Origin of the sequence: Variovorax sp. OK605 (genome assembly GCF_900115445.1) — a bacterium.
In the GTDB taxonomy this organism is placed as follows: domain Bacteria; phylum Pseudomonadota; class Gammaproteobacteria; order Burkholderiales; family Burkholderiaceae_C; genus Variovorax.
The window spans coordinates 15997-34769 of record NZ_FOWL01000023.1; the positions used below are offsets into that span (position 1 = coordinate 15997).

At 68.6% G+C, this 18773-nt stretch carries 17 protein-coding genes and 1 tRNA gene; 8 read left to right on the forward strand and 10 right to left on the reverse strand.

What is annotated here, in order from left to right:
* Positions 1-32: 32 nt before the first annotated feature.
* The 7 genes from BM013_RS36165 to BM013_RS36195 form a co-directional block, all read right to left on the reverse strand.
* The gene (locus BM013_RS36165; RefSeq protein ID WP_093134512.1) at positions 33-992 is read right to left on the reverse strand and encodes a branched-chain amino acid ABC transporter permease; all 960 of its coding nucleotides are present in this window, start codon (positions 990-992) and stop codon (positions 33-35) included.
* Positions 989-1861, reverse strand: coding sequence for a branched-chain amino acid ABC transporter permease (locus BM013_RS36170; protein WP_007832654.1), 873 nt, complete (start codon positions 1859-1861; stop codon positions 989-991). Before BM013_RS36170 ends, BM013_RS36165 begins: the two co-directional genes overlap by 4 nt.
* 123 nt (positions 1862-1984) lie before the next feature.
* Complete coding sequence (locus BM013_RS36175) at positions 1985-3157, reverse strand: ABC transporter substrate-binding protein (RefSeq protein WP_093134514.1); 1173 nt, start codon at positions 3155-3157, stop codon at positions 1985-1987.
* Positions 3154-3960 (reverse strand): alpha/beta fold hydrolase, encoded by an 807-nt coding sequence (locus BM013_RS36180; RefSeq protein ID WP_093134517.1) that lies wholly within the window; start codon positions 3958-3960, stop codon positions 3154-3156. The genes BM013_RS36175 and BM013_RS36180 overlap by 4 nt, the downstream gene beginning before the upstream one ends.
* Positions 3961-4114: 154 nt before the next feature.
* Positions 4115-5668 (reverse strand): benzoate-CoA ligase family protein, encoded by a 1554-nt coding sequence (locus BM013_RS36185; RefSeq protein ID WP_093134519.1) that lies wholly within the window; start codon positions 5666-5668, stop codon positions 4115-4117.
* A gap of 29 nt (positions 5669-5697) precedes the next feature.
* Positions 5698-7248 carry a 3,4-dehydroadipyl-CoA semialdehyde dehydrogenase gene (locus BM013_RS36190; protein ID WP_093134522.1) on the reverse strand — a complete coding sequence of 517 codons (1551 nt, stop codon included), beginning with the start codon at positions 7246-7248 and terminating at the stop codon, positions 5698-5700.
* Entirely contained in the window at positions 7248-7736 is a 489-nt protein-coding gene (locus tag BM013_RS36195; protein WP_093134525.1) for a 4-hydroxylaminobenzoate lyase, read from the reverse strand. Before BM013_RS36195 ends, BM013_RS36190 begins: the two co-directional genes overlap by 1 nt.
* A 163-nt stretch (positions 7737-7899) precedes the next feature.
* On the opposite strand from BM013_RS36195, the gene BM013_RS36200 reads away from it, so the two are divergent.
* From BM013_RS36200 to BM013_RS36220, 5 genes are all read left to right on the forward strand, one after another.
* On the forward strand, positions 7900-8847 hold the full coding sequence (locus tag BM013_RS36200) for a helix-turn-helix transcriptional regulator (RefSeq protein WP_093134527.1): 948 nt from the start codon (positions 7900-7902) through the stop codon (positions 8845-8847).
* 139 nt (positions 8848-8986) lie between these two features.
* On the forward strand, positions 8987-10663 hold the full coding sequence (gene boxC, locus BM013_RS36205; protein ID WP_093134530.1) for a 2,3-epoxybenzoyl-CoA dihydrolase: 1677 nt from the start codon (positions 8987-8989) through the stop codon (positions 10661-10663).
* A 35-nt stretch (positions 10664-10698) separates the two neighbouring features.
* Positions 10699-12126 carry a benzoyl-CoA 2,3-epoxidase subunit BoxB gene (gene boxB / locus BM013_RS36210; RefSeq protein WP_093134532.1) on the forward strand — a complete coding sequence of 476 codons (1428 nt, stop codon included), beginning with the start codon at positions 10699-10701 and terminating at the stop codon, positions 12124-12126.
* A 133-nt stretch (positions 12127-12259) separates the two neighbouring features.
* Entirely contained in the window at positions 12260-13540 is a 1281-nt protein-coding gene (gene boxA, locus BM013_RS36215; RefSeq protein WP_093134535.1) for a benzoyl-CoA 2,3-epoxidase subunit BoxA, read from the forward strand.
* A 10-nt stretch (positions 13541-13550) separates the two neighbouring features.
* The gene (locus BM013_RS36220; RefSeq protein WP_093134538.1) at positions 13551-13994 is read left to right on the forward strand and encodes a MaoC family dehydratase; all 444 of its coding nucleotides are present in this window, start codon (positions 13551-13553) and stop codon (positions 13992-13994) included.
* A 74-nt stretch (positions 13995-14068) separates the two neighbouring features.
* Here BM013_RS36220 and BM013_RS36225 read toward each other — a convergent pair whose 3' ends face one another.
* The 3 genes from BM013_RS36225 to BM013_RS42170 form a co-directional block, all read right to left on the reverse strand.
* Positions 14069-14509, reverse strand: coding sequence for an adhesin (locus BM013_RS36225; RefSeq protein ID WP_093134540.1), 441 nt, complete (start codon positions 14507-14509; stop codon positions 14069-14071).
* Between the two features lie 159 nt (positions 14510-14668).
* Positions 14669-15745, reverse strand: coding sequence for an alpha/beta hydrolase family protein (locus BM013_RS36230; protein ID WP_371281640.1), 1077 nt, complete (start codon positions 15743-15745; stop codon positions 14669-14671).
* A 107-nt stretch (positions 15746-15852) separates the two neighbouring features.
* Positions 15853-17112 (reverse strand): helix-turn-helix domain-containing protein, encoded by a 1260-nt coding sequence (locus BM013_RS42170; protein ID WP_093134543.1) that lies wholly within the window; start codon positions 17110-17112, stop codon positions 15853-15855.
* A gap of 106 nt (positions 17113-17218) precedes the next feature.
* Here BM013_RS42170 and BM013_RS36240 point away from each other — a divergent pair, with 106 nt between their 5' ends.
* The 3 genes from BM013_RS36240 to BM013_RS36250 all read left to right on the forward strand — a co-directional run bounded on the left by BM013_RS36240 (position 17219) and on the right by BM013_RS36250 (position 18716).
* Positions 17219-17680, forward strand: coding sequence for an RrF2 family transcriptional regulator (locus BM013_RS36240; protein ID WP_093134547.1), 462 nt, complete (start codon positions 17219-17221; stop codon positions 17678-17680).
* Positions 17670-18578 carry an NAD(P)/FAD-dependent oxidoreductase gene (locus BM013_RS36245; RefSeq protein WP_093134550.1) on the forward strand — a complete coding sequence of 303 codons (909 nt, stop codon included), beginning with the start codon at positions 17670-17672 and terminating at the stop codon, positions 18576-18578. Before BM013_RS36240 ends, BM013_RS36245 begins: the two co-directional genes overlap by 11 nt.
* A gap of 62 nt (positions 18579-18640) precedes the next feature.
* Positions 18641-18716 (forward strand) — tRNA-Gly (locus BM013_RS36250).
* The last annotated feature ends 57 nt before the right edge of the window (positions 18717-18773 follow it).

Genomic DNA, 18773 nt, shown 5'->3' on the forward strand with positions numbered 1-18773 from the left:
GGGGAGGGAGGAAGTCAGAAGACCGACGCAGGTCATGCGGCCTCCTTCGGCGACAGCCGCTTCACCAGGCCGATCAGGCCCTTCGGCAGCAGCGCCACGAACAAGATGATGGTCAGGCCCAGCGTCAATTGCCAGTGGTCGGCCAGCGGCCCCATCACGGCATGCGTGGAGAAGATTTCCTTCAGCAGGGTGAAGGCGATGGCGCCGATCACCGCGCCGCGCAGGTGGCCCATGCCGCCGAGGATCACCATCAGCAGCACCTCGCCCGAGTTGTGCCAGGCCATCAGCTCGGGGTTGACCACGCCGTCGCGCGAGGCCAGCAGGAAGCCCGCGAGTCCGGCCAGCGCACCGGCCAGCACGAAGGCCGCGAGCTTGTAGCCGTACACGGAGAAGCCCGCCGCGCGCATGCGCTGCTCGTTCACGCGAATGCCGGCCAGCGCCGCGCCGAAGCGCGAGCGGCGCACCAGCGCCAGCAGCGCGTAGGTGAACACCAGCGACGCCAGCACCACGTAGAACAGCACGGTGCGGTTCTCCAGGTCGAGCGCGCCGATGGCGGGCCGCACGTACATGTAGATGCCGTCGCTGCCGCCGCCGACCTTGGTGTCGTGGAACACGAAGAAGGCCATCTGCGCGAAGGCCAGCGTCACCATGATGAAGTACACGCCGCGCGTGCGCAGGCTCAGGGCGCCCACGAACAGCGCGTACAACGCCGCGGCGCCCATGGCCAGCGGCAGCAGCAGCGCGAAGTTGCCGCCGTCGCTGCCCGAGGCCAGCACGGTCACGTAGGCACCGATGCCGTAGAACGCCGCATGGCCCAGGCTCACCAGGCCGGTCATGCCGACCAGCAGTTCCAGGCTCAGCGCGAAGATCGACAGGATCATGATCTTCACGACGAAGTCCGACGCGTAGTTGCCCATCAAAGGGCCGGCCACGCCGATGGCGATGGCGCACACCACGGGCACCAGGAAGGCACTCTTCTTCATGCCTGTCATGGCCTTCTCCCCATCAGCCCTTCAGGCTTCCAGATGAGCACGATGGCCATCAGCAGGTAGATGCCGATGCCGCTCAGGTCGGCGAAGAACACCTTGCCGAAGGTGTCGACGAAGCCCACCAGCAGCGAGGCCACCAGCGCGCCGGTGATCGAGCCGATGCCGCCGATCACCACCAGCACGAAGCAGATGATGAGCACGCTGGCGCCCATGTTCGGGTACACGGAGGACATGGGCGCGGCGATCATGCCGGCCAGTGCCGCCAGCGCCACGCCGGCCGCGAACACGATGCGGTAGAGCCGCTTCACGTCGATGCCCAGGCCGCGCACCATGTCGCGGTTGCTCGCGCCGGCGCGGATCATCATGCCCAGGCGCGTGCGGTTGACCACCCAGTACAGCGCCACGGCCAGCACGATGCAGGCGGCCGATGCGAACAGGCGATACCACGGGTAGCTCATGACGTTGCCCAGCGCGAAGCTGCCGTCGAGCCAGGCGGGCACTTTCACGCCGTGCACGTCGTTGCCCACCAGGATGGAGCGCAGCTCCTCGAACACCAGGATGAGCCCGTAGGTCATCAGCACCTGCTGCAGGTGGTCGCGCTGGTAGAGGTAGCTGAAGAAGGCCCACTCCAGCAGGTAGCCGAAGACGGCGGCGAGCACCACGCCGGCCACCAGCATCAAGAGGAACTGGTCGCCGAACAGCGGCGCCAGCGCGAACGCCATGTACGCGCCGATCATGTAGAAGCTGCCGTGCGCGAGGTTGATGACGCCCATGATCCCGAAGATCAGCGTCAGCCCCGAGGCCACGAGGAAGAGCAGGAGTCCGTACTGAACGGAGTTCAGGCACTGGACGAGGAAGGTTCCGAAATCCACCGTGTGAGATCCCAGTTGAATGTGGTTGCCGCAAGGCGGCTCGCGGCCCGTGAACTCGGTCAGGGCCGCGAGGAAACGAGAGAGTCGATCGAAAAAGCAGGGCAGGCCTTGCGGCCCTGCTGCTTACATGCGGCAGCCGCGTGCCGGGTCGGCCAGGCCCTTGATGGCGGTGTTCACCAGCTTGTTCTCCTTGCCGTCGACCTTGCGCAGGTAGATGTCCTGCACCGGGTTGTGCGACTTGCTCACCGTGAAGGTGCCGCGCGGGCTGTCGATCTTCGCCTTCTCCACCGCGGCCGCGAAGTCGGCCTTCTTCGAGATGTCGCCCTTGGTGGCGTTCAGGCCCACGCCCAGCATCTGCGCGGCGTCGTAGCCTTGCACCGCGTACACGTCGGGCTGCAGCTTGAACGCCTTGGCATAGGCGGTGCGGAAGGCGGTGTCGCGCGGCGTGTTCAGGCCGTCGGCGTAGTGCAGCGTGGTCAGCATGCCTTGCGCGGACTCGCCTTGCGCGTCGAGCGTGCCGTCGGTCAGGAAGCCGGGGCCGTACAGCGGAATGGTCTTGTTCAGGCCGGCGGCCTGGTAGTCCTTGACGAACTTGACCGCGCCGCCGCCCGCGAAGAAGGCGTACACCGCATCGGGCTTGGCCGCAGCGATCTCGGTCAGCAGCGCCTGGAACTCCACGTTGGGGAAGGGCAGCGTGAGTTGCTTGTCGACCTTGCCGCCGTTCTTCTCGAAGCCTTCCTTGAAGCCGTTGACCGACTCGTCGCCGGCCGCGTACTTCCAGGTGATGGTCATCGCCTTCTTCTTGCCTTCCTTCTTGGCCGCGACTTCGCCCATGGCGTAGGCCGGCTGCCAGTTGCTGAACGAGCTGCGGAAGATGTTGGGCGCGCACATCGGGCCGGTCACGGCGTCGGCGCCGGCGTTGGGCACGATCAGCACGGTGCCGCTTTCCTTCGCGGCCTTGGCCATGGCCATGGCCACGCCGGAGTGCACGGTGCCCACGATCACGTCGACGTTGTCGCGCTTGATGAGCTTGTTGACGTTGTCGGTGGCCTTGGCGGGGTCGGACTCGTCGTCGACCTTGAAGTATTCGATCTCGCGGCCGGCGAGCTTGCCGCCTTGTTCGTCCACGTAGAGCTTGAAGCCGTTCTCGATGGCCACGCCCAGCGCGGTGTAGGTGCCGCTGTAGGGCAGCATGAGGCCGACCTTGAGCTTGCCCGTGCCCTGGGCGCCGGCGGCGGAGGCCAGCGCGGCGAAGGCGATGGCCGTGAGGGCCAGGCGTGCGGTGCGAATGGTCATGGAATCTGTCTCCTGTTTTTGGTGATGAAAGAAGTGGCCGCGACGATGACACGATCCGGCTGATCGCGATGCGGGGAATGCCCGCATTCCGGGATTTCGAGCAGCTCGCAGCCGCCGACGCGCGCGGCGATGCCGCGGATCTGCGCGAGCGTGCCGTACTCGTCGTCGATGCCCTGCACGGCGAGCACGGGGCAGCGGATGGTGTCGAGCTCCTGCTCGATGTTCCATTGCCGGAAGGGCGGGTGCAGCCAGATGCGGTTCCAGCCCCAGAAGGCGGAGTCGGCGCTGTCGTGGTAGCGGCCCAGCTTCTTCGGCAGGTCGGTGCCCAGGTAGGCGGTGCGCGCCTTCTCGATGTTCTCCACCGTCACGTCTTCCACGAAGATGTGCGGCGCGAGCACGACGAGGCCTTCGACCTTGTCGGGGAAGCGCGAGGCGTACAGCAGCGAGATCGAGCCGCCGTCGCTGTGGCCGAAGAGCCAGGGCTTCTCATCGCCGAGTTGCAGCGCGGCGAAGAGCGCGGGCAGCACCTCGTGCGCCTGCCGGTGCATGAAGTCGACGTCCCAGATCTCGTCGTCGGCGCGCGGGGTGGAGCGGCCATAGCCGGGGCGCGAGAACACCAGGCCGCGCGCGTGGGCGGCGTCGCACACCTGCGCGGGAAAGTCCTTCCACATGGCGACGGAGCCGAGGCCTTCGTGGAGGAAGACGATGAGCGGGGCGTCTGTGCGTTCGGGAGCGATCCACTGGCACTCGATGCGCACGGGGCGGCCGTGCCAGTCGATGGTGGCGAAGTCGGGCGTGTTCATGGCGTTGCCTCTGGCTGTTGCTCCTTCCCCTTCCGGGGGAAGGTTGGGATGGGGGCAAGCGGCGTCGACAAAGGCAATGCGTATGCAAAGGCCGCGCGCCCCCACCCCAGCCCTCCCCCGGGAGGGGAGGGAGCAAGGCAAGACCGGGCGCGCGTCATGCCTGCTTTTCCTTCTCACGCAACCGGAACCGCTGAATCTTCCCCGTCGCCGTCTTCGGCAATTCACTCACGAACTCCAGGAAGCGCGGGTACTTGTACGGCGCGAGGCGTTCCTTCACGAAGGCCTTCAGCTCTTCCTCGGTGGCGGCGCCGCCGTCCTTCAGCACCACGAAGGCCTTGGTCTTGGTCAGCCCCTCGGCGTCTTCCTTGCCGATGACGGCGGCCTCGAGCACGGCGGGGTGCTGCATCAGCGTCGACTCGACCTCGAACGGCGACACGTAGATGCCGCTGACCTTCAGCATGTCGTCGCTGCGGCCCGCGTAGGTGTAGTAGCCGTCGGCGTCGCGCGTGTACTTGTCGCCGCTCTTGGTCCAGCCGCCCTGGAAGGTGTCGCGCGACTTCTCGCGGTTGGTCCAGTACATGAGCGCCGAGCTCGGCCCGCGGATGTAGAGGTCGCCCACTTCGCCGTCGCCCACGGGGCGGCCGTCCTCGCCGCGAAGCTCGATCTCGTAGCCGTCCACCGGCTTGCCGGTGGTGCCGTAGCGCACGTCGCCGGGACGGTTGGAGATGAACACATGCAGCATCTCGGTCGAGCCGATGCCGTCGATGATGTCGCAGCCGTAGTGCGACTTGAAGCGCTGCGCGATCTCGCCCGGCAGCGCCTCGCCGGCCGACGAGCACATGCGCAGCGCCACGGCTTCGCGCGCGGGCAGCCTGGGCGATGCGAGCATGCCGGCGAAGCCCGTGGGCGCGCCGAAGAACACGGTGGGCTGGTGCTCCACCCAGCGGCGGAAGGTGGCGTCGGGCGTGGGCCGCTCGGCCATCAGCACCACGGTGGCGACCACCGACAGCGGGAAGGTCAGCGCGTTGCCCAGGCCGTACGCAAAGTAGAGCTTGGCGGCCGAGAAGCAGATGTCGTCTTCCGTGAGGCCGAGCACCGGCTTGCCGAACAGCTCGGCCGTCCACCACAGGTTGCCCTGCGTGTGCACCGTGCCCTTGGGCTTGCCGGTGGAGCCCGACGAATAGAGCCAGAAGCCGGGGTCGTCCGATGCGGTGGTCACCGGCGCGGCCAGGGGCTCGGCGGCGGCCAGCGCGGCCTCGAATTCCTTCGCGCCTTCGGGCAACGGCAGCGCGCCCGTGGGCTGCGACACGATCAGCGTCTGCACCTCGTGGCCGCCGCGCGCCATCGCCTCCTGCAGCACCGGCAGCAAGGCACCCGACACCAGCGCGGCCTGCGCGCGGCTGTGGTCGAGCATGTAGGCGTAGTCGTCGGGCGTGAGCAGCGTGTTGACGGCCACCGGCACGATGCCCGCATACAGGCAGCCCAGGAAGCTCACGGGCCAGTCGTGGCTGTCGAGCATGAGCAGCAGCACGCGCTCTTCGCGGCGGATGCCCGCTGCCTTCAGCGCGGCGGCCAGGCGGCGCGCGCGGTCTTCGAGCTGGCCGTAGCTCAGCGTGCCGCGGTCGTCGATGTAGGCGGTGCGCTCGGCGCGGCCGCGGTTGAGGGCGAACAGGTGCTCGGCGAAGTTGAATCGTGTGGGCAGGGTCATGTCTTGTCTCCTTCGGCCGGGTGTTTGTTCTAGAGGCCGAGCGCGGCGAGCACGCCGGGGCTCGCCTGCACCGCGCTGCGGCGGTGATAGAAGTCGAGCGCGCGCAGCCCGCCGAGCTCGGCGCCGCCACCCGCGCGGCCGGGGCCGCCGTGCAGCGACATCGGCATCACGTTGCCGTGGCCGGTGTGGGCCTGCGCCACCTCGGGGGTGACGACGTGCACGCGGCCGTGGCTCGGAGCGACCGACAAAGCGACCTGCGCCAGCGCGGCGTCGTCGCTGCCGTACAGCGAGGTGACGAGCGAGCCCTGGCCGCGGTGCGCCAGCGCCATGCCGTGCGCCAGGTCGCGGTACGGCAGCAGCGTGGCCACGGGGCCGAACACTTCCACGTCGTGCACGCGCTGCGCCGCGTCGGCATCGCGCGCGCCCAGCAGCACGGGGCCGATGCAGGCGGCCACCTTCGGGTCGGCATCGACCAGGGGCTTGTTGCGGCTGTCGTGCAGCACGGTGGTCTGCGAAGCCAGTGCGTCGAGGCCGTCGCGCACCGCATCGAGCTGCGCGCGGCTCACCAGCGAGCCCATGCGCACGCTCTCGTTGCGCGGGTTGCCCACGCTCACGCCGGCGAGCTTGGCGCCGATGGCTTCGGCCGCGGCGTCGTACACCTCGGCCGGCACGAGGATGCGGCGAATGGCGGTGCACTTCTGGCCCGACTTGACCGTCATCTCGCGCACCACTTCGCGCACGAGCAGGTTGAAGGCGTCGCTGCCGGGCGCGGCACCGGGCAGCAGCAGGGCGCTGTTGAGGCTGTCGGCCTCGATGTTCACGCGCACCGAGCGCTCGGCCACGGCGGGGTGCGAGCGAATGATGGCGGCCGTTTCGGCCGAGCCGGTGAACGAGGCCACGTCGAAGGGCTGCAGCGCGTCCATCAGGCCGGCCGAGCTGCCGCAGACGACGGACAGCGCGCCCGCGGGCAGCACGCCCGCGTCGACCACGTCACGCACCATGCGCTGCGTGAGCCAGGCAGTGGCCGTGGCGGGCTTCACGATCACGGGCACGCCGGACAGCAGCGCGGGCGCCGCCTTTTCCCACAGGCCCCATGAAGGGAAGTTGAAGGCGTTGATGAACAGCGCCACGCCGTGCGTGGGCACCTGCAGGTGCTGCGACTGGAACAGCGGCTCCTTGCCGAGCTTCACGGCCTCGCCGTCGCGCAGCGCGCGCACGTCGCCGAGCGTGTCGCCCCACTTGGCGTACTGGCCCACGGTGAAGATCGCGCCGTCGATGTCGACGGCCGAGTCGTTCTTCACGGTGCCGGAGTTGGCGGTGGCGATCTCGTAGTACGCGTCGCGGTTGGCCTGCAGCACTTTCACGATGGCGTCGAGCAGCCCCGCGCGCTGGCGGTAGGTGAGGGCGCGCAGTGCGTTGCCGCCCTGTTCGCGGGCGAAGGCAAAGGCTTCGGGCAGGTCGAGGCCGGTGGCGTCGACGCGCGCGAGCTCGGTGCCCAGCACCGGGTCGAACAGGGGCGTGCCGGCGCCCGATCCGGCCTGCCAGCGGCCGGCGACGTAGTTGGGGAGGAGTTCGGTCATCAGGAGAACTTGATCTGCCCTTCGGGCAGCAGGTAGAGAACGAGCGCGCGGCCTTGGGCCACGGTCGGGCGGTGTGCGGTGCCCGGGCCGTAGACGCACCAGCCCGCGGGCCGTCCGTCGAAGGTGGCGGGGTGGTCGTCCAGCGGCATGATCAGGTCGATCTCGCCGTGGGGGTGCGTGTGGTGCGGGCCGGCGATGTCCTGCATGTCGACCACGTCGACCGAGAAGCGGTGCAGGGCGTCCTCGGCCTTGAAGACGCGGCCGTACCTGATGCCGCCGCCTTCGCGCTCGCACAGCCAGCCTTCGGCGACGCCGCCGATGCAGGCCTGGCGCAGCTGCTCGAAGCTGGCGCTGCCCGCGCCGTGGGTGGCGTTGAGCCACTGGTCGAGCGCGCTGTCGAGCGGCTTGCCGTCGATCTGGGCGGTCAGGCCGGCGATCAACTGGTGAAATGCTGCCTTGCCGGTGGCTGGGTTGCTGCTGTCGGACATCGTGGGGCCTCGAACTTTGGAACTACCTTGCGTGAATGCTGCGTGTGCAGTATCTTGCTTGTGGCCGAACAATAAGCATCGAGACAATGAGTGTCAAGCAATATAGTGCATATATGGTGTTTACCCTGAGCGCGCACAATCCCGGCGAAGAACGAGGAATGGCATGAACGAGCATGTAGACGCGGTGCTGGCCACCGCGCCGGAAGGCGCCGGCAATGGCGCCCAAGCCAACGCCACGGCAGGGGAGGCGAAGAACCCGCTGCTGGCGGCGCTGGGCGACCGCGTGCGCAACCTGCGCGCGCAGCGCGGCCTCACGCGCAAGGCGGTGGCCATCGCGGCCGACGTGTCGGAGCGCCACCTGGCCAACCTCGAGTACGGCATCGGCAACGCGTCGATCCTGGTGCTGCAGCAGGTGGCCGGCGCGCTGCACTGCTCGCTGGCCGAGCTGGTGGGCGACGTGACGACCAGCTCGCCCGAGTGGCTGCTGATCCGCGAACTGCTCGAGCACCGCAGCGAAGCCGACCTGCGCCGCGTGCGCGTGGCGCTCGGCGAGCTGCTGGGCACGGCCTCGGTCGACCCGGCGCGGCACCGGCGCATTGCGCTGGTGGGGCTGCGCGGCGCGGGCAAGTCGACGCTGGGGCAGATGCTGGCCGAAGACCTGGAGATTCCGTTCATCGAGCTGAGCCGCGAGATCGAGAAGCTCGCGGGCTGCAGCGTGCGCGAGATCCACGACCTGTACGGCACCAACGCCTACCGCCGCTACGAGCGCCGGGCGCTGGAAGAAGCGGTGCAGATCTACAGCGAGGTGGTCATTGCCACGCCCGGCGGCATCGTGTCCGACCCGGCCACCTTCAACGAGCTGCTGGCGCACTGCACCACCGTGTGGCTGCAGGCCGCGCCCGAGGAGCACATGGGCCGCGTGGCCGCGCAGGGCGACACCCGCCCGATGGCCGCGAGCAAGGAAGCGATGGAAGACCTGCGCCGCATCCTGAACGGCCGCGCCGCCTTCTATTCGAAGGCCGACCTGTCGGTGGACACCAGCGGGCGCACCCTGTCGCAGAGCTTCCAGGCGCTGCGCGGCGTGGCACGCCAGTCCATGGGACTGGTCTAGGACCCTGAAATCTGAAAAAAAGCACAACAGGCATTGACTTGCCTGTTCGCATGCAGCATGATGCATGTCATCGGAGCAAGAAAGTGCATTATCTTTCCTGTTCACGGTTTCCGAACACAGCCCCCACAGGAGACTCCGCATGACCGACACCACCACGCTCCAGGCGCCCCCGCGCGTCGACTACCGCACAGCACCCGGCCAATACCGCCACTGGTCCCTGAGCTTCGACGGCGCCATTGCCCGCCTCGTGCTCGACATCGCGGAAGACGGCGGCATTCGCCCCGGCTACAAGCTCAAGCTCAACAGCTACGACCTGGGCGTGGACATCGAACTGAACGACGCGCTCAACCGCGTGCGCTTCGAGCACCCCGAAGTGCGCAGCGTGATCGTGACCAGCGGCAAGGACCGCATCTTCTGTTCGGGCGCCAACATCTTCATGCTCGGCGTCTCCAGCCACGCCTGGAAGGTGAACTTCTGCAAGTTCACCAACGAGACCCGCAACGGCATCGAAGACACCTCCAGGCATTCGGGCCTGAAGTTCCTCGCGGCCGTGAACGGCGCTTGCGCCGGCGGCGGCTACGAGCTGGCCCTGGCCTGCGACGAGATCCTGCTGGTGGACGACCGCTCCTCGGCCGTGTCGCTGCCGGAAGTGCCGCTGCTCGGCGTGCTGCCCGGCACCGGCGGCCTGACGCGCGTGACCGACAAGCGCCGCGTGCGCCATGACCTCGCCGACATCTTCTGCACCAGCGTGGAAGGCGTGCGCGGCCAGCGCGCGGTCGACTGGCGCCTGGTGGACGCCGTGGCCAAGCCCGCGCAGTTCCCCGCCGCCGTGCAGGAGCGTGCCTCGCAACTGGCCGCCGGCAGCGACCGCCCGGCCAACGGCAAGGGCGTGGCGCTGACCCGCCTGGAGCGCACCGACAGCGCCGACGGCATTGCCTATTCGAACGTGAACGTGCAGATCGACCGCAGCAAGCGCACCGCCACCATCACCATCAAGGCCCCCACCGGCACGCAGCCGGCCGACGTGGCCGCCATCGAAGCCGCGGGCGCCGCCTGGTGGCCGCTGGCGATGTGCCGCGAACTCGACGACGCCATCCTCAACCTGCGCACCAACGAGCTCGACACGGGCACCTGGCTGCTCAAGACCGAAGGCGACGCCGCCGCCGTGCTGGCGTCCGACGCCGTGATGTTCGCCAACAAGGACCACTGGCTGGTGCGCGAGACCATCGGCGCGCTGCGCCGCACGCTGGCGCGCCTCGACGTGTCCTCGCGCAGCCTGTTCGCGCTGGTGGAAGCCGGCTCGTGCTTTGCCGGCACGCTGGCCGAACTGGCCTTTGCCGCCGACCGCACCTACATGCTGGCGCTGCCCGACGACGCCGACCGCGCACCCAGGCTCACGCTGGGCGATGCCAACTTCGGCTACTTCCCGATGGTGAACGACCAGAGCCGCCTGCAACGCCGCTTCTACGAAGAAGCCGCGCCGCTGGAAGCCGCGCGCGCCGCCGCCGGCAACGCACTCGACGCCGACCAGGCCGTGAAGCTGGGCCTGGTGACTGCCGCGCCCGACGACATCGACTGGAACGACGAGATCCGCATCGCCATCGAGGAGCGTGCCGCCATGTCGCCCGACGCCCTCACCGGCCTGGAAGCCAACCTGCGCTTCGCGAGCAAGGAGAACATGAACACCCGCATCTTCGGCCGGCTCACCGCCTGGCAGAACTGGATCTTCAACCGTCCCAACGCCGTCGGCGAAAAGGGTGCGCTCAAGGTCTATGGCACCGGCGAGAAGGCCGGCTTCGATCTGAACCGCGTCTGAAGACAACCGCAGTCCGAACAACCCAAGGAACAACGATGAGCACGATCAACTACGGCGAGAAGATCCCCAACAACGTCAACCTCGGCGAAGACCGCACGCTGCAGCGCGCGCTCGAAGGCTGGCAGCCCAACTTCATCAACTGGTGGGACGACGTGGGCCCTGAAGGCTCCACCAACCACGACGTGTACCTGCGCACGGCCGTGAGCGTCGACCCGCAAGGCTGGGCCCAGTTCGGCCACGTGAAGATGCGCGACTACCGCTGGGGCATCTTCCTGAACCCGGGCGATGCCAACCGCGAAATTCATTTCGGCGACCACAAGGGCGAAAAGGCCTGGCAGGACGTGCCCGGCGAACACCGCGCCAACCTGCGCCGCATCATCGTGACGCAGGGCGACACCGAGCCCGCCTCGGTCGAGCAGCAGCGCCACCTGGGCCTGACCGCGCCCAGCATGTACGACCTGCGCAACCTGTTCCAGATCAACGTCGAAGAAGGCCGCCACCTGTGGGCCATGGTCTACCTGCTGCAGAAGCACTTCGGCCGCGACGGCCGCGAAGAAGCCGACGCGCTGCTGCAGCGCACCTCGGGTGACGCGAACAACCCGCGCATCCTGGGCGCCTTCAACGAGAAGACGCCCGACTGGCTGGCGTTCTTCATGTTCACGTACTTCACCGACCGCGACGGCAAGTTCCAGCTGGCCGCGCTGGCCGAGAGCGCGTTCGATCCGCTCGCGCGCACCACCAAGTTCATGCTGACCGAAGAGGCGCACCACATGTTCGTGGGCGAGAGCGGCGTGTCGCGCGTCATCGCCCGCACCGCGCAGGTGATGAACGAGCTGAAGACCGACGACGCGCAGAAGATCCGCGCGGCCGGCTGCATCGACCTGGGCACCATCCAGCGCTACCTGAACTTCCACTACAGCGTGACCATCGACCTGTTCGGCGCCGACCAGTCGAGCAACGCCGCCATCTTCTACAGCTCGGGCCTGAAGGGCCGCTACGAAGAAGGCAAGCGCGACGACGACCACGTGCTCAAGGGCCAGACCTACAAGGTGCTGGAAGTGCGCGACGGCCAGCTCGTCGAGAAGGACGTGCCGATGCTCAACGCGCTGAACGAAGTGCTGCGCGACGACTTCATCAAGGACTCGGTGGCCGGCGTGGGCCGCTGGAACAAGGTGCTGGAAAAGGCCGGCATCCCGACGCGCCTGACCGTGCCGCACAAGGCCTTCAACCGCCAGATCGGCGCGCTCGCCGGCATCAAGATGTCGCCGGACGGCCGCGTGGTGAACGAGATCGAATGGGCCGCCAAGCGCGACGAATGGCTGCCGAGTTCCGAAGACTTCGCTTTCGTGGCATCGTTGATGGGCCGCGTGGTGGAGCCAGGCAAGTTCGCCGGCTGGATTTCGCCGCCGGTGATGGGCATCAATCGCCAGCCGGTCGACTTCGAGTACGTGCGTTTCGGCTGATTGGTATTTGGGCATTGCTCCTTCCCCCCTCCGGGGGAAGGCTGGGATGGGGGCAAGCGGCGTGACCACGACAAGCGCCGCATGCCCCCACCCAACCCTCCCCCGAAAGGGGAGGGCTTCAGGAGAGAACGAAATGGACATGGCCGTTGAAGCCGGAGTCATCAAGCAGCACCTGATCGACCCCGAGATCTGCATCCGCTGCAACACCTGCGAGGCCATCTGCCCCGTGAACGCGATCACGCACGACGACAACAACTACGTCGTGCGCGCGGACACCTGCAACGGCTGCATGGCCTGCATCTCGCCGTGCCCCACGGGCTCGATCGACAACTGGCGCACGATGCCGCTGGTGCGCGCGTATTCCATCGAGGAACAGCTCACCTGGGAATCGCTGCCGGAAGAACTCTCGCCCGAGGAGCTCGAGGCCGCCGGCGTGTCCGCCAGCGCCGCCGATGCGGCCGAGGCACCCGCGCAAACCCAGGCCCAGGCCGCCGCCGAGGCGAGCGAGCCGGTCTTCAATTCCGCGCAGTACGGCGCCAGCGTGCCGCCCTGGTCGGCTGCCCACGCGTACACGAATCTGTTTCCGCCGAAGACCCCGACCACGGCCACCGTGGTGGGCAACTTCAACTGCACCGAGGCGGGCTTCGACAGCGAGACCCACCACATCGTGCTCGACTTCGGCGTGGTGCCGTTCCCGGTGCTGGAAGGCCAGTCGATCGGCATCGTGCCGCCGGGCGTGGACGCCATCGGCAAGCGCCACCATGCGCGCCAGTACTCGGTGGCCAGCCCGCGCAACGGCGAGCGGCCCGGCTACAACAACGTGTCGCTGACAGTGAAGCGCGTCACCGAGGACCACGAGGGCGACCCGGTGCGCGGCGTGTGCTCCAACTTCGTGTGCGACCTGAAGGTGGGCGACACGGTGCAGGTGGTGGGCCCCTTCGGCTCGTCGTTCCTGATGCCGAACCACCCCAAGTCGAACATCGTGATGATCTGCACCGGCACCGGCAGCGCCCCCATGCGCGCCATGACCGAGTGGCGCCGCCGGCTGCGCAAGAGCGGCAAGTTCGAAGGCGGCAAGCTGATGCTGTTCTTCGGCGCGCGCACGCAGCAGGAGCTGCCGTACTTCGGGCCACTGCAGTCGCTGCCCAAGGATTTCATCGACATCAACCTCGCCTTCTCGCGCACGCCGGGCCAACCCAAGCGCTACGTGCAGGACATGATGCGCGAGCGCGCCGCCGACCTGGCCGCGCTGCTGAAGGACAGCAGCAGCCACTTCTACGTGTGCGGCCTGAAGAGCATGGAAGAGGGCGTGGTGCTGGCACTGCGCGACGTGGCGAAGGACGCGGGGCTCGACTGGGACACCGTCGGCGCCGCCTTGAAGCGCGAAGGCCGCCTGCACCTCGAAACGTACTAAGCTGCGGCGGATGCAGTTCGCCGACTTCCATGCGGGCCAGGTCATCGAGGCCGGGCCCTACGTGCTCACCGAGGCTGAACTCGTGCAATTCGCGCGGGCCTACGACCCGCAGTGGTTCCATACCGACGCGCAGGCCGCGGCGCAAAGCCCGTTCGGCGGGCTCATCGCCAGTGGGTGGCACACGTGTTCCATCGCGATGCGGCTGGTGGTCGATGCGGTGCTGGCCGGTTCCGAATCGTTCGCGTCGCCGGGGCTCGAACACGTGCGCTGGCCCAACCCGGTGCGGCCCGGCGATGCGCTGCGGCTGGTGGCCGACGTGATCGAGGTGCGCCGCTCCGAGAAGCGGCCTACGCTGGGCATCCTGCGCTGGCGCTGGCAGCTGTTCAACCAGCGCGAACTGCCGGTGCTCGACGTGGAAGTCACCAGCCTGTTCAAGCTCAAGCCGGCCTGCTGAGCTTGCCGCGCCAATGAAAAAAGGCCCGCAACGCGCAAGCGCTGCGGGCCTTTTCACGGGTGACGGGTGCCTGCTTACTTCTTCAGGTCGACCGCACCCGAGCCCTGGGCCTTGCCGTTGGCCTTCACGCCCGCGGCCGGTGCCTTCACCGCGCCGCCGGCCGAGCCGACCGCGCCGGTGGCGCCGTTGAGCGTGCCACCCACGGTGTTGGTCACGCCACCCACGGCATTGGTGGCACCGCCGACAGCGCCCGTGGCACCGCCCAGCACGCCGCCGACCGCATTGCCCGCGCCGCTGGTGGCACCGCCGACTGCACTTCCTGTATTCGCATTGGCCCCGGCATTCGCGCCGGTCGCCGCACCCGCATTGCCGCGTGTGCCTGCGCCCGATGCGTTCACGTCGGCATTGACCCCGACGCCGACCCCGACGCCTTGCGCCTGGGCTGCTCCGCCGATGGCCAGCAGGCCTGCGAGCACGGCGCCGATGAGGATGCGGTTGTGTTGTTGTTGCTTCATGGGTGACTGTTCCTTTCGTAGCATGGTCACGATTCAAGGACCGACCGGGGTTCGATCGGTCCGGGTGCAACCATGGCCGGGCCGTCATCTGTCGCCATGTGCGCCACTGTCGCCCGCGCGTGTGGGACTCGGCTGTCGGCGAAACCGGGCGCTCGGACGTTAGGGGTGCGCATCCGCTTCGGCGGACAAAGGCAGCAGATGGGTGCTGAAGAATGCCGTTGTCTTGCGGTTCACTTCCGGCATGACACCCGCGCGGTCGAAGCCGGGCGGGTCGTTGAGCATGTCGCCGATCAGCCCCGTGAGGCCTGGCGGCGGGGGCGACAGCAGCGCGCCGTGGCCGCCCGCCGGCATGTCGGCGACGCGTTCGCAGCGCGGCAGGCAGGCCGCCAGCACCCGGTCGCTGTGGAAGCGCGGCACCAGCCAGCGGTCTTGCTGCGCGGTGATGAGCCCGAGCGGCACGCGCGGCGCGGCCAGCGAGGCCATGTCGAAATCGGCCGACGAGGGCACGCCCGCCACGATGGCGGCAATGCGCGGGTCGGTGTGCGTGCGCCAGGCGGCGTCGTCGAAGCGGTGGCGAATGACGAACAGCGCCGCCCATTTCTTGAGCCCGTCGAAGGGCCCGCCGGTCAGCCGCGTGATGAGCCCGACGCAGGACTGGAAATCGTCCACCAGGTTCGCCTCGCAATGCTGCTTGAAGCCGGCCGGCGACCAGCGCCCGCCCGCGAGGCTCAGCGCCGTGTGGCCGCCCGCCGACATGCCGTACATGCCGACCTTGTCGAGCTGCAGCAGCGGCGCGAAGCGCGCGTCGCGGGCCACCGCATCGATGGCGCGCGACACCTCGGCCGGGCGCATGGCCCAGCTGTCGGGGCCGGGGTTGCCGTCGTCCTTGTAGTTGTCGGCCTTGTGCTCTGGCATGGCCACGGTGAAGCCCGCGTCGACCAGGCTGCGCGCCAGGTCCGCATGCACCCACGGCGCACCGCCCGAACCGTGCGAGACCACGACCAGCCGGCCGTTGCCGCGCACCGGCGCACCCTGCACCGCCACGTCGAGCGTGAAACGGGCGCGCCGTGTCGGCCGGGCCGCGTCGCTGGACGGATAGAACACCGTGACCGGGCCGTCGCCCGGCGCGGCGGGAATTTCCGCCAGCCCCATTGCGGTCACGGCGGCCGTTGCAGCGTGCACCCAGCCGGACCACAGCGCCAGCAGGCAGATGATGAAATACAGACGTCTTGGCATCGGACTCCTTGTCATCGAGGGCCCATGCCCCCGGCGACTGGGACGATGCCGCGCGGTGCCGGCCGCGTCTGGCCGAAACCCGCCATCGCGGCTTTCGGCCAGCAATTTCAGGATTCGGCCAGCTTCTCTTTGCGGAATTCGGTGGGCGTGAGGCCCGTGGCGGCCTTGAAGGCGCGGTTGAACGGGCCGATCGACTGGAAGCCGGCGGTCAGCGCAACGGTCAGCACCGGCAGCTCGCGCTTCGACGGATCGGCCAGCGCCGCCATCGCCTCGGCCAGCCGGAAGCCGTTGACGAAGGCGTTGAAGTTGCGGTGGCCCAGGCGCTGGTTGATGACGCGGCGCAGCCGGTATTCGGGCACGCACAGCCGGGCGGCGAGGCTGGCGATGCTGAGGTCTTCGCTGCGGTAGACGCGCTCGACGGCCATGGCGTGCCGGAGGGATTCGGTGAGGCGGTCTTCGGCGGGGGCAGGGGCGGGGGCTTGCTCGGATTCCGGGCGCGGCGAGGGTTCGGGTTTGGGCTGGGGCTGGGGCTGGGGCTCGGGTGCGGGCGGCGGTGCTTCGGCGGGAGCCGGTGCGGCGGTGCTTCCTTCTTCCAGCTTTTCTTCTTCTTCATGTGGCGCGTCTGCCGCCACCACCGCCACCACCGCCATCGCTGGCATCGCTGGCATCGCTGGCATCGCGACCGGCGCCTGTACGGCGGGAAACAGCTCCGACCCCGCCAGCCGCAGCATCCGCCAGGCCACCACCGTGACGATCAGCAGCAGCATCGCCGCGTCCGCCGTCGCCGACAGGTCCGACAGCTGCCCATGCGGCGAAGTCAGCCGAACGAGCAGCATGCCCACGCTGTAGCCGACGCCCGTCACCACGATGAACACGCGCAGCCGGCGCCGCCCCTCGACCAGGTCCGCGCGCCACTGCGACGCCGCCGCCATCGCGGCCAGCACCGCGAACACCAGCGGCACCGCGCGCTGCACGCCCAGCGTCACCGGCGCCAGCACCGAGGCGCTGCCCGCGACCACCGCGCAGTTGAGCGCCGCCACCCCTGCCACCGCGAGCCAGGCGGCGACATGCAGCGGCCGCAGCACGAAGTCGTCTTCGAACAAGGCCTGCACGAACACCCAGAAAAGCACCGCATTGCCAACCGACACCGCGACGAACGGCGCCTGCCACCCGCGCGGCACCAGCGCCTCGAACAGCGGCGTCGCGCCGATGACCTGCACGCACAGGCCGAGCGCGAGCAGCGCACCCGCGCGCGCCGCCGCCAGGCGAGGGCGGTCGCGCCCGAGCACCAGCGCCAGCACGAGCAGCAAGGCCAGCAGCACGCCGCGCAGGGCGGCGTCGAGCAAGGTGGTCGGGGTGGGCGTCATGGCGGGACCGATTCTCTCGCCTGTGCCGCGACAAGCGGCGCGGAATTCGCAAGCCCCAAAGACCCTTCGGCGTGCCATGAAAAACTCATGCAACTAATAATGTTGCATGAAACGAGACAGCAAGCTTTCAGGCGTCCTCCACGTGCTGCTGCACATGGCCGAGATGGACGGCCCCGTCACCTCCGAGTCGCTCGCGGCCGCGATGCACACCAACCCGGTCGTCGTGCGCCGCGTCATGGCGGGCCTGCGGCAGGCGGGGTTCGTCACATCGGCCAAGGGCCACGGCGGCGGCTGGGTGCTGTCGTGCTCGCTGGCGGCGGTGACGCTGGGCGACATCCACAACGCCGTCGGCGCGCCCGCGTTGCTGGCCATGGGCAACCGCACCGAGAGCCCGGGCTGCATCGTCGAGCAGGCCGTGAACGCCGCGCTCGACGGCGTGTGCGAGGAGGCCGAGGCGTTGCTGCTGCGGCGTTTCAACAGCATCACGCTGGCCGATCTATCCAAAGACTTCCATCGCCGCATGACGGGCGGCGGTTTCACCTTGAAGGACATTGAACATGCGCTATGACGCTTTGGTCGTGGGCGGCAGCTTTGCCGGCCTTTCCGCTGCCATGCAGCTCGCCCGCGCGCGAAGGAAGGTGTGCGTGGTCGACGCGGGCGCGCCGCGCAACCGCTTCGCCGCCGCCTCGCACGGCTTCTTCGGGCAGGACGGCATGCCGCCGCTGAAGATGATTGCCGACGCGCGCGACAAGCTGCTCGCGTACCCGTCGGTCGAGTTCATCGCGGGCAGGGTGGCGACCGCCAATGCCAATGCCGACGGCGACGAGGGGTTCACGGTGTCGCTGGACAACGGTGACAAGCTCTCGACCCGCAAGCTGCTGCTCGCGTTCGGTGTGCAGGACGGCCTGCCCGACATTCGGGGCATCGGCGAACGCTGGGGCCAGAGCGTGCTGCACTGTCCCTACTGCCACGGCTACGAATTCGGCGACCGCAGGCTGGGCCTGCTCTTCCATCGCGGCGGGCCGCCGGACCACGCACAGCTCATCGCCGAGTGGGGCCCGACCACGCTCTTCCTCAACGACGTCGAGGGCCCCGATGCAGAGGTGTGCGCCAGACTGCAGGAACGCGGCGTGACCATCGAACCGGGACGCATCGCCGGGCTGGAGGGGCAGGGGACGGCCCTGGCCGGCGTGCGCATCGACGACGGCAGGCTGGTGCCAATCGAGGCCCTGTTCGTGGCGCCGCACACGCGGCCGGCCAGTCCGCTGGCCGAGCAGCTGGGTTGCGCCTCCGACGACGGCCCACTCGGCCCGGTGCTGCGCGTCGATGCCATGAAGATGACCACGGTGCCCGGCGTCTACGCGGCGGGTGATCTGGCGATGGCGTTCTCGAACGCCACGCTGGCCTCGGCGGACGGGCTGATGGCCGGCGTGTCGATGCACCGGTCGCTGGTGTTCGGCGTGTGATGAAAACTTTTTTTCCCGAATTCGGAAAAAGGGGAAAAATGCACCCTATAATCTGAGGCTCCGCGGGAGTAGCTCAGTTGGTAGAGCGCAACCTTGCCAAGGTTGAGGTCGAGAGTTCGAGACTCTTCTCCCGCTCCAGATAGTACGAAAAGGCCACCCCACAAGGGTGGCCTTTTTCGTTGGCGCTTCGGATGG

Bases quoted from the DNA above. Each gene is read 5' to 3' on its own strand.
- BM013_RS42170 (WP_093134543.1), bottom strand. From the start codon at position 17,112: ATGACGCCCACCCCGACCACCTTGCTCGACGCCGCCCTGCGCGGCGTG.
- boxB (WP_093134532.1), top strand. From the start codon at position 10,699: ATGAGCACGATCAACTACGGCGAGAAGATCCCCAACAACGTCAACCTC.
- BM013_RS36230 (WP_371281640.1), bottom strand. From the start codon at position 15,745: ATGCCAAGACGTCTGTATTTCATCATCTGCCTGCTGGCGCTGTGGTCC.
- BM013_RS36190 (WP_093134522.1), bottom strand. From the start codon at position 7,248: ATGACCGAACTCCTCCCCAACTACGTCGCCGGCCGCTGGCAGGCCGGA.
- BM013_RS36200 (WP_093134527.1), top strand. From the start codon at position 7,900: ATGAACGAGCATGTAGACGCGGTGCTGGCCACCGCGCCGGAAGGCGCC.
- BM013_RS36245 (WP_093134550.1), top strand. From the start codon at position 17,670: ATGCGCTATGACGCTTTGGTCGTGGGCGGCAGCTTTGCCGGCCTTTCC.
- BM013_RS36195 (WP_093134525.1), bottom strand. From the start codon at position 7,736: ATGTCCGACAGCAGCAACCCAGCCACCGGCAAGGCAGCATTTCACCAG.
- BM013_RS36180 (WP_093134517.1), bottom strand. From the start codon at position 3,960: ATGAACACGCCCGACTTCGCCACCATCGACTGGCACGGCCGCCCCGTG.
- boxA (WP_093134535.1), top strand. From the start codon at position 12,260: ATGGACATGGCCGTTGAAGCCGGAGTCATCAAGCAGCACCTGATCGAC.
- BM013_RS36165 (WP_093134512.1), bottom strand. From the start codon at position 992: ATGACAGGCATGAAGAAGAGTGCCTTCCTGGTGCCCGTGGTGTGCGCC.
- BM013_RS36225 (WP_093134540.1), bottom strand. From the start codon at position 14,509: ATGAAGCAACAACAACACAACCGCATCCTCATCGGCGCCGTGCTCGCA.
- BM013_RS36240 (WP_093134547.1), top strand. From the start codon at position 17,219: ATGAAACGAGACAGCAAGCTTTCAGGCGTCCTCCACGTGCTGCTGCAC.
- BM013_RS36220 (WP_093134538.1), top strand. From the start codon at position 13,551: ATGCAGTTCGCCGACTTCCATGCGGGCCAGGTCATCGAGGCCGGGCCC.
- BM013_RS36185 (WP_093134519.1), bottom strand. From the start codon at position 5,668: ATGACCCTGCCCACACGATTCAACTTCGCCGAGCACCTGTTCGCCCTC.
- BM013_RS36175 (WP_093134514.1), bottom strand. From the start codon at position 3,157: ATGACCATTCGCACCGCACGCCTGGCCCTCACGGCCATCGCCTTCGCC.
- boxC (WP_093134530.1), top strand. From the start codon at position 8,987: ATGACCGACACCACCACGCTCCAGGCGCCCCCGCGCGTCGACTACCGC.